This window comes from Gulosibacter massiliensis, from assembly GCF_900626105.1.
In the GTDB taxonomy this organism is placed as follows: Bacteria; Actinomycetota; Actinomycetes; order Actinomycetales; family Microbacteriaceae; genus Gulosibacter; species Gulosibacter sediminis.
Window position 1 is genome coordinate 486,959 of sequence record NZ_UYZX01000002.1, and the last position, 12,220, is coordinate 499,178.

General features: G+C 71.4%; 11 protein-coding genes and 1 riboswitch. Of the genes, 5 read left to right on the forward strand and 6 right to left on the reverse strand.

The genetic code is table 11. The features are described 5' to 3' along the window. Position 1: 1 nt before the first annotated feature. Genes smc through EJL01_RS12060 form a run of 3 tightly spaced genes read left to right on the forward strand, consistent with a single transcriptional unit; the run spans position 2 to position 4,411 of the window. The gene (gene smc, locus EJL01_RS12050) at positions 2–3,538 is read left to right on the forward strand and encodes a chromosome segregation protein SMC (protein ID WP_125107869.1); all 3,537 of its coding nucleotides are present in this window, start codon (positions 2–4) and stop codon (positions 3,536–3,538) included. Between the two features lie 34 nt (positions 3,539–3,572). After that, entirely contained in the window at positions 3,573–4,064 is a 492-nt protein-coding gene (locus tag EJL01_RS12055) for a GyrI-like domain-containing protein (protein WP_164509819.1), read from the forward strand. 35 nt (positions 4,065–4,099) lie between these two features. Beyond that, complete coding sequence (locus tag EJL01_RS12060) at positions 4,100–4,411, forward strand: hypothetical protein (protein WP_125107871.1); 312 nt, start codon at positions 4,100–4,102, stop codon at positions 4,409–4,411. 4 nt (positions 4,412–4,415) lie between these two features. Here the strand turns inward: EJL01_RS12060 and EJL01_RS12065 are convergent, their stop codons facing one another. Beyond that, a complete protein-coding gene (locus tag EJL01_RS12065; RefSeq protein ID WP_164509820.1) occupies positions 4,416–5,135 on the reverse strand; it encodes a FadR/GntR family transcriptional regulator in 720 nt (239 codons plus the stop codon). A gap of 165 nt (positions 5,136–5,300) precedes the next feature. Here EJL01_RS12065 and EJL01_RS12070 point away from each other — a divergent pair, with 165 nt between their 5' ends. Together EJL01_RS12070 and EJL01_RS12075 are read left to right on the forward strand one after the other, a co-directional pair. Continuing rightward, positions 5,301–6,167: a carbon-nitrogen hydrolase family protein gene (locus EJL01_RS12070; protein WP_125107873.1), complete on the forward strand. Its 867-nt coding sequence runs from the start codon at positions 5,301–5,303 to the stop codon at positions 6,165–6,167. A 53-nt stretch (positions 6,168–6,220) separates the two neighbouring features. Then, positions 6,221–7,561, forward strand: a complete 1,341-nt coding sequence (locus EJL01_RS12075; protein ID WP_125107874.1) for an APC family permease — start codon at positions 6,221–6,223, stop codon at positions 7,559–7,561. Between the two features lie 345 nt (positions 7,562–7,906). Here the strand turns inward: EJL01_RS12075 and ribH are convergent, their stop codons facing one another. From ribH to EJL01_RS12100, 5 genes are all read right to left on the reverse strand, one after another. Continuing rightward, the gene (gene ribH, locus EJL01_RS12080) at positions 7,907–8,401 is read right to left on the reverse strand and encodes a 6,7-dimethyl-8-ribityllumazine synthase (protein WP_125107875.1); all 495 of its coding nucleotides are present in this window, start codon (positions 8,399–8,401) and stop codon (positions 7,907–7,909) included. Further along, positions 8,398–9,030 (reverse strand): 3,4-dihydroxy-2-butanone-4-phosphate synthase, encoded by a 633-nt coding sequence (ribB, locus tag EJL01_RS12085; RefSeq protein ID WP_125107876.1) that lies wholly within the window; start codon positions 9,028–9,030, stop codon positions 8,398–8,400. Before ribB ends, ribH begins: the two co-directional genes overlap by 4 nt. After that, positions 9,027–9,638 carry a riboflavin synthase gene (locus EJL01_RS12090; protein WP_125107877.1) on the reverse strand — a complete coding sequence of 204 codons (612 nt, stop codon included), beginning with the start codon at positions 9,636–9,638 and terminating at the stop codon, positions 9,027–9,029. Before EJL01_RS12090 ends, ribB begins: the two co-directional genes overlap by 4 nt. 1 nt (position 9,639) lies before the next feature. Beyond that, the gene (ribD, locus tag EJL01_RS12095; protein ID WP_125107878.1) at positions 9,640–10,695 is read right to left on the reverse strand and encodes a bifunctional diaminohydroxyphosphoribosylaminopyrimidine deaminase/5-amino-6-(5-phosphoribosylamino)uracil reductase RibD; all 1,056 of its coding nucleotides are present in this window, start codon (positions 10,693–10,695) and stop codon (positions 9,640–9,642) included. 82 nt (positions 10,696–10,777) lie between these two features. Next, a riboswitch (FMN riboswitch) is annotated at positions 10,778–10,926 on the reverse strand. Positions 10,927–10,995: 69 nt separating this feature from the next. After that, positions 10,996–12,219, reverse strand: a complete 1,224-nt coding sequence (locus EJL01_RS12100; RefSeq protein ID WP_125107879.1) for a Dyp-type peroxidase — start codon at positions 12,217–12,219, stop codon at positions 10,996–10,998. Between the last annotated feature and the right edge of the window lies 1 nt (position 12,220).

Consider the following 12,220-nt stretch of genomic DNA (forward strand, 5'->3'; position numbering starts at 1 on the left):
CATGCACCTGAAGCGCCTCACCCTCAAGGGCTTCAAGTCGTTCGCGAAGCCCACCACCCTTGAATTTGAACCCGGCGTCACCTGTGTCGTCGGGCCGAACGGCTCGGGCAAATCGAACGTCGTTGACGCGCTCGCCTGGGTCATGGGTGAGCAGGGCGCGAAGTCGCTGCGTGGCGGCAAGATGGAGGACGTCATCTTCGCCGGCACCGCCACCCGCGGCCCCCTCGGCCGCGCCGAGGTGACGCTGACGATCGACAACGCCGACGGCGCGCTGCCGATCGAGTACAGCGAAGTGACGATTCAGCGCACCCTTTTCCGCACCGGCGGCAGCGAGTACGCGATCAACGGCGAAGGCGTGCGCCTGCTCGACGTGCAGGAGCTGCTCAGTGACTCGGGTCTCGGCCGAGAGATGCACGTCATCGTCGGCCAGGGTCGACTCGACACCGTGCTGCGCGCGACTCCCGAAGACCGCCGCGGCTTCATCGAGGAGGCGGCGGGCGTGCTCAAGCACCGCCGACGCAAGGAAAAGACGGTGCGCAAGCTCGAGGGCATGGAGCAGAACCTCCAGCGACTGCGCGATCTCGTCGCCGAGGTGCGCCGCCAGCTCAAACCGCTCGGCAAACAAGCCGAGGTTGCCCGCCGCGCCCAGAGCATCGCCGCGGTCGTACGCGACGCGAAGGCCCGCATCATGGCTGACGACGCCGTCACGCTGCGCGAGCAACTCCTCGACGCCGGCAGCACCGAGCAGGAGCGCACGACCGAGCGCATGGTGCTCAAAGAGCAGCTTGACCGGGCGGTGCTGCGCATCCAGAACCTCCAGGAGGCGCAGCGCGGCGACGCCGTCGACCGGGCCCGCCGCGTCGCCTTCGACCTCGAGAGCGTGCGCGAGCGCCTCCGTAACTTCCTCATGCTCGTCGGCCAGCGCGAATCGATGCTGCAGGCCCGTCTCGACGAGCCGGCGCTCACGGTCTCGGTCTCGCAGCAGGCAGTGGCGGATGCGCGCACCGAGGCCGAGTCGCTCGAGGAGCGCGCAGCCGAAGCCGAGTCGGCCTGGCACGCGGCGCAACAGACGACGGCGCGGGCCCGCGCCGACCTCGATGCGCTCGACCGCGAACTCGCGACCCAGTCGGCGCTGCTCTCGCAGCACGAGCTGCGCACGACCGCGCTGCAAGGCAAAGCGGATGCGGCGGCTGGCCGGCTTGCCGCCGTGCGCGGGGAGGTGCTCCGCGGCGAGAACTCGCGCCGCTCGGCGGCGGACCGACTTGCCGCCGCCGAACGCGAGCTCACCGAGGTTGAATCACAGGCCGAGACCGGCGAGGCCGACTCGAGCGGGCTCGACGCCGACTACGCGACCGCCCAGCAGCGGGTCACCGCGGCGCAGACCTCCGTCGACGAATTGCGCGACGAGGTGCACGGTCTTGAGCGCGAGCGGGATGCGCTCGACGCACGCCGCAAGGCCCTCGCGCTCGCGGCCGAGGTGAACGACGGCGCCCAGGCCCTGCTCGCGAGCAATCCCGACGGTGTGCGCGGCCGCGTCAGCGACCTGCTGCGCGTCGAGCCGGGCGACGAGCGCGCGATCACCGCCGCGCTCGGGGCCTTTGCGGATGCGATCGTCGCCGACAGCGGCGGCGCCGCGCTCGACCTCGCGGCGGCGGCGAAGGCGTTCGGCAGTGTCCACCTCGTCGCCGAACTCGCTGAGCCACAGGCCGAAGGCGATCTCGCGGAAGTCGCCGCGCGACTCGGCGCCGACGCGGGTCTCGTGCTGCGCCCGGCCACCGCATCTGTCTCGGGTGACGCGACCATCGCCCGGCTGCTCACCCGCACGCTCATCGTCGACGAGCTGCCCGACGCGGCCACCGCGGCCGGCCTCCTCGCCGAACTGCCCGCCGGCACGCGACTCGTGAGCCGCGCCGGTGCCGCGATCGATGCCTCCACGCTCATCGCTCCGGGCGGCGACGCCGACTCGGGCGCGAGCCGCCTCGAGCTCGTCGCCGAGCGCGACCGCGCGGCCGCGAGCCTCGAGCGCGTGCAGCAGGCGATCGACATCGCCTCCCTCCAGCTTGCCGAGCACCGCGCGACCTTGAAATCGGCGAAGGACATCGCCGCGTCGGCCCTCGCGAAGCTCCGCGGCTTCGACGCCGAGCTTGCGGCCCGCCGCGAGGCGCTGAACAGGGCGAAGGCGCGCGTCGAATCGGCCACCGCCGAGCTCGCCCGCGCCGAGAAGTCGCACCAGCTCGCGAGCCAGCACGTCGACGAGGCGGTCGCGAAGGTCGAGGCGGCGAAGCGCGAGCTCGAAACCCACGAGTCGCAGCCGCGGCCCGTCTTCGACGCGTCGAAGCGACACGAGCTCGCGGATGCGGTCGAGTCGGCTCGCGAAGCCGAGGTCGAGGCGCGGCTCGGCCTCGAGACGCTCCGCGAGCGCCTGCGCAGCGAGCAGCTCCGCGCCGCCGAACTCGTCAAGCAGCGCGACGCCGAGCGCGAGGCCGCCGAGAAGGCGGCGCGCGAGACGGTGCTGCGACGAGCCGAACTCGAGCGCACCGCGGCGGTGCACGCGCGCATCCCCGCCCTCGAGCGGCAGGTCGACGCCTCGCTCGAGCAGGCCCGCGCAGAGCTCGTCGAGCGCGAGCGCGAGCGCGCCGAGCAGGATCGCGAGCTCGTCCAACTGCGCGAGCAGGAGGCGAAGCTGCGCGCGCGACTCAACCAAATCACCGAGGACGTGCACGCGCTCGAACTGCAGATCTATGAGCGCAAGCTGCAACTCTCGAACCTGCTTGAGCGCGCTGCGAGCGAGCTGTCGCTCGCCGAGTCGGTGCTCGTCGCCGAATACGGCCCCGATCAGCCGGTGCCGAACGGCGACGACGAGCAGGAGCCCTACGACCGCGACCGCCAGAAGCAGCGGCTCGCCCGCGCCGAGCGCGAAATGTCGCAGCTCGGGCGCATCAACCCGCTCGCCCTCGAGGAGTTCGCGGCGCTCGAGCAGCGCCACACCTACCTCGGCGAACAGCTCGAAGACCTCGTGCGCACGCGCGCCGACCTGCTCAAGATCGTCGACGACATCGACGTGCGCATGCGCGAGGTGTTCGCGGCCGCGTTCGAAGACACCCGCACGGCATTCCACGAGGTGTTCCCCGTGCTGTTCCCGGGCGGCAGCGGCGACATCTCGCTCACGAACCCCGACGACCTGCTCACGACCGGCATCGAGGTTGCGGTGAAGCCGGCGGGCAAGAAGATCGACAAGCTCTCGCTGCTCTCGGGTGGCGAGCGCTCGCTCGCGGCGGTCGCCCTGCTCGTCGCCATCTTCAAGGCGCGGCCGAGCCCGTTCTACATCATGGATGAGGTCGAGGCCGCCCTCGACGACGCGAACCTCGGCCGCCTGCTCGAGGTGTTCGAGAGCCTGCGCGAGTCGAGCCAGCTCATCGTCATCACGCACCAGAAGCGCACGATGGAGATCGCCGACGCGCTCTACGGCGTCTCGATGCACCGCGACGGCATCTCGACCGTGGTCGGTCAGAGGGTTCGCGAACTCGCCGAGACGTAGAATGAGTCGACATGTTCTCGACACAGGAGTCGCCATGTCTGACGCCCCCAAGCTGACCCCCGAATTCGTTCACCGCAAGCCGCAGCACGCGGCCGTGGTGCGCGGCGAGGGCGTGCCCGTCGAGCAAATGATCGCCTTTCTCGACGATGCCTTCACTGTGCTGCGCGCCGCCGTCGACGCTGCGGCGATCGCGCCCGATGGCTTCGCGTTCAGCCGCTACGACACCGAGCTCGTCGGCAACGTCACCGTCGAGGCGGGCATGCCACTGCTCGCGCAGGTCGAGTCGCCGCTCGAATTCAACGGCCTGACAATCGTGCCAGGAGAGCTGCCGGGCGGCGAGCTCGCGCAGGCGATGCACGTCGGCCCGTACTCCGAGCTCGCTGACGTCTGGCAGGGGTTCCTTGCCGAACTGCGGGCGGAGGGCCGCACACCCCGCAAGCCATACTGGGAGTCGTACCACGTCACCCCAGGCCCCGGCTCCGACCCGCAGGCACTTCGCACCGAACTCGTTGCCGTCATCGACTGACCTATCCCACAACACCCGCACGCGAAGGAGCACTCATGAGCACGCAGCAGCTACCACCTGACCTCGCCCGGGCGGGCCGAGCCCTCGCCCAGGTGTCGCGCGAAACCGTCGCGTCGGCGACCGGCTTCACCGTCGAGCAGCTTCGCCAGTTCGAACTCAGCGAGGTGACGATCTCGGCCGACGAGAACCTATCGCTGCGCCGCGCACTCGAGCACTACGGCGTCGAGTTCTTCCCCGACGACGAACACGGCGGCTACGGCGTGCGCCGCAAGTTCGGCGTGACGAGCTCGGCCCGGGTCGAGAACTGGGAGGACGAGGGCGGCGTGCCCGGCGAGGACGACATTTAGGCGCCTAGAGCGCGAAGAACATCTCGTCGTAGAGCGCGGCGACGTGCGCCCGGGCCTCGTCGGCCGCGAGCGCGCGGTCGCCCGCCGCGATGGCCTCGAGGATGCGCCGGTGCGCGTCGTTCGACGCGTGCAGGTGCTCGATCGGGTAGGGGATGAAGTAGGCGTAGAGCGACTCGAGCGCCGCGAAGTAGGTGTCGAGGCGCTCGACGCCGGATGCGTGGGCGACGGCGTGATGGAACGCCCGGTCGGCTGCGTGAAACTCGGCCCAGTCGGCGGCGGCCTCGCCGCGGGCGACGGCGTCGCGGATGCCCGCGATCGCCGCGTCGTCGGCCGCCTGCGCCGCGAAGCCGGCGAGCGCCGACTCCATGAGCACGCGGCTGTCGACGAGCTCGCGCGCCGTCGAACCGGCCGCGAAGAGGGCCTCGACCGCCGCATCCGCTGGGATCGTCGGGGAATCGGCGACGAAGGTGCCCCCGCCGGCGCCGCGGCGGCGCACGAGCGTACCGTTGGCGACAAGTGATTCGAGCGCGCGCCGGGTGGTGATCTCGCTCGCGTCGAGCCCCGCGGCGACGACATGTGCCGAGCGGATGCGGTCGCCCGGCCGCAGCGTGCCGAGCCGCAGAGCGACGAGGATGCGCGCGCGCACCGACTCGAGCGCGCTCACCGGGCGCAGGCTCGCGACGGCGGGCGCCGGCTCGGGCGCATCGGGGGTCGAACGGGGCATGGCCTCAGCGTAGCGATGCCGGCCAAGCGCGGCGGCGAACGCGTGGGCGAGGGCGCAATTGCGCTCGCCGCGGCCGGGGTGCATGCTGACTCGAGTAAGTGATCACTATGATCAATTAGTGCGCCGCGACACCACCGTCGCCGCGCGGCGCCTGAAGGAGGGACCGTGCCCCGTCACATCCGCATCGCCGCGGTGCAGGCAGCACCGCACCCGATCGGCACCCCGCTCGACGAATTTGAGCGGGTGCTCCGCGAGCTCGTCGCTGAGCATCGCCCCGACCTTGTCGTCTACCCCGAACTCCACCTCTTCGGCGCCGACAACGCCGACCTCGAAGCCCAGAACGCGCGCCTGCGCGAGGGCGCGGTCGACGTCGACGAGTTCGTCGCCCCGCTGCAAGATCTCGCGCGAGAGCTCGGCATCTGGCTGCTGCCCGGCTCGCTCGTCGAGCGCGCCGACGGCGACCCATTTAATACGGCCGTGTTGCTCGCCCCGAGCGGCGAGATCGCCGGTCGCTACCGCAAGGTGTTCCCCTGGCGCCCCTCCGAGCCGTACGCCTCGGGCGAGCGCTTCGAGGTCGTCGACCTTCCCGGCCTCGGCCGCGTCGGCATCTCGATTTGCTACGACGCCTGGTGGCCCGAAGTCACCCGGCACCTCGCCTGGATGGGCGCCGAGGTCGTGCTCAACATCGTCAAGACGACGACGCCCGACCGCAAGCAGGAGCTCGTGCTCGCGCAGGCGAACGCCATTGTGAACCAGAACTTCACCGTGAGCGTTAACACGGCCGGGCCGATTGGCCGTGGCCGCAGCATCGTCGTCGGCCCCGAGGGCACCCCAATCGCGAGCGCCGGCGAGGCGCCCGAACTGCTCGTCGTCGAGCTCGACCTCGACGCGGTCGCGCGCGTGCGCCGCGATGGCACCGAGGGCTCGGTCGTACCGTGGCGCCAGTTCGCCGACGACGACGCAGCGGTGCCGCTGCCGCTCTACCACGGCCGGCTCGACCCCACGACTTGGCGACCCGGCGCCGGCGCATAGCCGCGCATCCGGCCGCTCAACCACATCCGCCTCATCGCTCGAATGGACCAGCAATGACCGATACCACCCACCTCAACCGCACGCTCGGCCTGCGCTCGCTCGTGCTGTTCGGGCTCGCCTACCTCACCCCGATGATCGTGCTCGGCATTTTCGGCGTCATCGCCAGCGCGAGCGCCGGGGCGAGCGCGTCGGCCTACCTCATCGCGCTCATCGCGATGCTCTTTACCGCCGCGAGCTACGGCCGCCTCGCCGCCCGCTTCCCGGTTGCCGGATCGGCCTATACCTACGTCGGCCGCTCGATCGACGGCCGCGCCGGGTTCCTCGTTGGCTGGGCCGTGCTGCTCGACTACCTGTTCTTGCCGATGGTGATCTGGCTCATCGGCGCCTCGTACCTCTCGACCGCGGTGCCGGGCGTGCCGAGCTGGGTGTGGATCGTCGCGTTCATTCTCGTCACGACCGCGCTGAACATCATCGGCATCAAGGTGGCCGACCGCGTGAACTTCGTGCTCATGGCGTTCCAGTTCCTCGTCATCGCGATCTTCGTCGTGCTCAGCATCGCGAGCGTCGTCGGCACGGATGGTGCGGGCGCGCTCGTGAGCTCCTCGCCGTTCGTGGGTGAGGACGCCCAATTCTCGAACGTCATCGCGGCGGCGGCGGTCGCGGCCTACTCGTTCCTCGGCTTCGACGCGGTCACGACGCTGACCGAAGAGACGAAAAACCCGCAGAAGGTCATGCCGCGCGCGATTCTGCTCATCGCGCTCATCGGCGGCGGCATCTTCATCGTCGTCACCTACTTCACGCAGCTCGTGCACCCCGGCGGTAGCTTCACCGACGAGTCGTCGGCCGCGTTCGAGATCGCGCAGACGATCGGCGGCAACGTGTTCTCGGCAGTCTTCGTCGCGGGTCTCATCATCGCCCAGTTCACCTCGGGCCTCGCCGCGCAGGCCTCGGGTTCGCGCCTGCTTTACGCGATGGGCCGCGACGGCGTGCTGCCGAAGCGCATCTTCGGCGTGCTGCACCGCGGCTTCCAGACCCCGTGGGGCTCGATCGTCGTCGTCGGCGTCGTGGGCCTCATCGCGATGTTCCTCGACGTCGCCACGTCGACCTCGTTCGTGAACTTCGGCGCGTTCATCGCCTTCGCGATGGTGAACATCTCGGTCGTCGTGCTCGCCGTGAAGGCGCGGCGCGAGGGCAAGCGCGTCAACGTGCTGCTCGACTACGTCGCGCCCTCGATCGGCGCGATCGTCATCATCGGGCTGCTTACGCAGCTCGACTCGAACGCGCTCATCATTGGCGCCGTCTGGCTTGTGATCGGCATCGTCATTCTTGCGTCGCTCACGGGTGGCTTCCGCCGGCAGCCGCCGCACGTCGAGGGCGAGGCGTTCGCCGGATAGCGCGAGCGCCGCGCCGCGGCGCAAACGACAGTGGCGCTGTCAGCGCCTTGCGTGCGACGAGTGGGCCGATGGGCGGCGCATGACGGCCTCGGGGAGCGGAAATGCCTTCGCCGGCCCCAGACGTTCACGACGTGCCAGGCAACCACCTAGACACCGGCCTTGCGGAGCATCTTGCGGGCGCCGGGGTCGGCCTGCTTCACGGCCTTGAGGATGCGCCTGCGCCGGTGAGCGCCACTCGGCGGGCGACTCCGCCGGAATCCGGCACTGACCGGGGGCAGCGCCCAGAGGATCGCGGAGAAGCGTTGGATGCCCGCCTGCTGGACGGCATCATCCGGCTCGCTGGGCTCAGCCTCGCGGGTACTCGGCGAGTGCCGCGACGGTCGCGATCGCGGCCTGCGCCGCCTCGGCACCCTTGCGCTCGAGTGAACCAGGTAGCCCCGAGCGCTCAAGCGCCTGCTCGACGGTGTCGCAGGTGAGGACGCCGAAGCCGACGGGAATGCCGGTGTCGAGCGCGACGCGACCGAGCCCATCCGTCGCCGCCTGGCAGACGTAGTCGAAGTGCGGGGTACCGCCGCGCACGACCACACCGAGGGTGACGATCGCGTCAGGCGCCTGCGGGCTTCGGGCAATGCGCATCGCCGCGACGGCGAGCTCGAAGGTGCCGGGCACTCGGATCACCTCGGCGGTGCCGCCGGCCGCCTCGACGACGGCGAGCGCGTCCGCGAGCATCGCGTCGGCAATGTCGCGGTGCCAGCTCGCGACGACGATGGCGACGCGCAGCGCGCCCGCCTGCGAGCCGAAGCTCGAGAGGTCAATGGTGGGGGCGCCTTCGCGGCTCATGCAACGGTCCTTTCGTGGGAGCGGCGGTAGGCCCGCAACTCAGCAATGGTGATGAGGGGCAGGCCCTCGCGTTCGGCGAGCGCGGCGGCCTCGGGGTAGCGCATGACCTCGCCGCAGTCGTGCACGAGCTCGGCGATCGCGCCGACGTCTCCGGTGCCCGCGAGGCGCATGAGGTCGACGGCGGCCTCGGTGTGGCCGGCGCGGGCGAGCACGCCGCCGGGCACGGCGCGCAGCGGCAGCACGTGACCGGGGCGGATGAGGTCGCCCGGCTTCGAGTCAGGGTTCGCGAGCGCGCGAAGCGTCGTCGCGCGGTCGGCGGCCGAGATGCCCGTGGTGACGCCGACGGCGGCATCGACCGAGACGGCGTAGGCGGTGCGCAGCGAGTCCTGGGTCTGCTCGACCATGAGCGGCAGTTCGAGGGCGTCGGCGCGAGCGGCGGGCAGCGGCGCGCAGAGGTAGCCGGAAGAATGGCGCACGACCCAGGCGACCCACTTCGCGCTCGCGCGATCGGCGGCAAAGATCGCGTCCACTTCGTTCTCGCGGTCGGCCGCGTCGGCGACGAGCACGGGGAGGCCCGCGCGGAGCGCGTTGAGCGCCGGGCCGATGGCGGGGGAGTCGGGGGCGCTCATCGTGCCTCCTCCTCACGCCACTGCAGCATGCGCTCGACGTATTTCGCGAGCACGTCGACCTCGAGGTTCACGCTGGTGCCGACCTCGAGGGCGCCGAGCGTTGTCTCGCGCGAGGTCGTCGGAATGATCGACACACCGAAGCCGCGCGCCGTGACGTCGGTGACGGTGAGCGAGATGCCGTCGACCGCGACCGAGCCCTTCTCTGCGACGTAGCGCAGCAGCTCGCGGGGCGCCTCGAACACGAGGTCGTCCCAGCGCTCGCCCGCGGTGCGCGAGGCCAGGGTCGCCACGCCGTCGACGTGGCCCTGCACGATGTGGCCCCCGAGGCGGGCCGATGCGGCGAGCGCACGCTCGAGGTTCACGGGCGAACCCGGCGCGAGCTCGCCGAGCGAGGTGCGGCGCAGGGTCTCGGGCAGCACATCGGCGGTGAAGCCGTCGTCGGCGATTGTGACGACGGTGAGGCAGACGCCGTTCACGGCGATCGAGTCGCCGGGCGCAGCGTCGTCGGTGACGCGGGGTGCGCGGATCTCGAGGCGAGCATCCGCCTGCCCCGGCTCATGCTCGAGGCGCAGCACTTCGCCGCGCGCTTCGATGAGTCCGGTAAACACTTCAGGCTCCTTCTGGGGTGGGGTTGGTGGTGCGGCGGGCGCGCAGGAAGACATCGGGGGCGAGGGGCTCGGGTGCGTCGAAGCGCCAGCGGCGGGCCTCGGCGAGCGTGCCGACGCCGAAGGGTGCGACGGCGGCCGTGCCCTCGCCGAGGAGCAGCGGCGCGAGGTAGACGTGGAGCTCGTCGACGACGTCGGCGCGCAGCAGCGCGGCGGCGACGGTCGCGCCGCCCTCGACGAGCACGTGATGGATGTTCCGCGCGGCCAACTCGCTGAGGGCGGCGGTGACGTCGTGGGTGCGCAGCTGCAGCAGCGGCGCGCGGTCGTCGCGGAGCTGGGCGGAGGCGGGCAGCTCACGGTTGCCGAGCACGACTCGCAGCGGCTGCTCGGGCAGCAGCGCGCCATCGGGCGTGCGGGCGGTGAGCGCCGGGTCGTCGGCGAGGGCGGTGCCGGTGCCGACAGCGATCGCGTCGACCCGGGCGCGGACGCCGTGCGCGTGGGCCCGCGTGGTGGGGGAGGTGATCCACTGGCTCGTACCGTCGGCCGCGGCGATCTTGCCGTCGAGCGTGAGCGCGAGCTTGAGGGTGACGAAGGGGCGACCGAGGCGGGCGGGCGTGGCCCAGGCGCGGATGAGCTCGCCGGCCGCCGCCCCCTCGAGACCCGAGTGCACAGTGACGCCGGAGGCCTGCAGGCGCACGGCGCCACCGGCCGCGGCGGGGTTCGGATCGTCGACGGCATAGATGACCTCGGCGACGCCCGCGTCGAGCAGCGCGTCGACACACGGCCCGGTGCGGCCGGTGTGATTGCAGGGTTCGAGGGTGACCACGGCGGTCGCGCCGCGCACGTCGATGCCGCGAGCCCGCGCATCCGCGAGCGCCGCGACCTCGGCGTGGGCCGTGCCCGCGCCGCGATGCCAGCCCTCGCCGAGCACCTCGCGCGGCGCCGACGCCGGGCCGGCGGCGAGCAGCACGGAGCCGACGCGCGGGTTCGGGCCGAGCTCGGGACCGCGGGCGGCGAGCTCGATGGCGCGCCGCATCGCGTCGACGGGGGTGAGTTGCACTGCGTTTCCTTCCGGTGTGGAACACCACCGGGGAAACGAGACGCGTGCACGCAATCACGCCACTGCCGAGGAAACCTCGGCAGCCATGCACCTCCCATCCAGACTTTGACTGTCGGCTCTGGAATTCCACCAGATCAGCGCGGCTCGTACACGACGCCGAGGCGTCAGGCACAGGCTGCGGTCGCGGGCTATCACCGCCGGTTCGGACTTACACCGACCCCGGAGCATGTTGCTGGCGGTAACCATACGCACCCGCACCCTGTGCCACAAGATCACCGTCGTCACATTTCGCCACGCGCGCTACGCGTCGAACAGCGCCTGCCCAGGGAATTCCCCGGTCGCCGGCGGGATCGCGAACACCGCCGAGCCGATCGGCGTCGTCCACGTGTTGAGCAGGTCGGCGTCCGCGAGGCGCTGCTGAATCGGCACGTACTGCAGCGTCGGATTCGCCTGGAACGACGCGAACAGCAGCCCCGAGTTCGAGACCTGCGCACCCCGGCCGCCCACCGCGTCCTCGCCCGCCGCGGGTGAGACGGGGAGGTCGTAGTTGTAGGGCTGGCGGAAGATGCGCTGGCTCGGGTCGTCGGGGCGCGAGCGCCGCACGTGGCTCGCCGCGTTGATCACGGTGAAGCCCTGCGGGGTGACCGCCTCAAAGTCGGGCTCGTCGTGTTCGTGCGTGCCGGTGAGCGGCGCGCCCGTGTCGAGACGGCGCCCCACCGAGGCCTCGCGGCCGGGCCGGTCGACCTCGTCCCACGTCTCGAGGTTAATCTCGATGCGGCGTAGCACGAGGCTCGTGCCGCCCTGCAGCCACCCGGGTTCGGTGATGCGCACGACCGTCTCGAACTCGGCGGTGCCCGGGGTCGGGTTCGAGGTGCCGTCGAGCTGCCCGAACAAGTTGCGCTGCGTCGTGGCGGGTTTCGCGACGCCGTGGGCGTTGCGAAACCCGTGCTGCTGCCAGCGAATTGTCGTGTACACCCGCGCATCCTTGAGCAGCATGCGCTGCGCGTGCGCGACGGCGAGCGGGTCGTCGCCGGTCACGAGCAGCAGCAGGTCACCCTCGCTCCAGTGGTCCTCGAGCGCGTCGATCGAAAAGGCCGGCAGCTGGGCGAGCCACTCGGGCCGCGCGGCGGGATTCACCCGCTCGACGAGGCCCGGCCCGAAGCCGAACGTCACCGCGAGGTTCGCGGGCTGCTCGGCGAGCTCGGGCTCCTGGTCGCCGATCGGCGCGGCGCCCTGGGTGAGGCGCGCCGCGTCGTCGTGGAGGAGCCTCAACAGGCTCGCGATGCGGTCGCGCTCGAGCCCCGGCGCGAGGTCGAGGCCGATGAACACGGCGTGCGCCGACTCGACCCCGAGCGCCGGTGGCAGGGATGCGTCGTTTGCATCACGGCGCTGCTGGCCGAGCGGCGCGGCCTCGGTGAGGCGCTCGGTGAGGCGCACCCCGGCGACGCCCGCGGCCGCGCCGACGCCGACGGCCGCAGCGCCGACGAGCACGTCGCGGCGCCGTGGTCCCCGAACGGCGGCCACG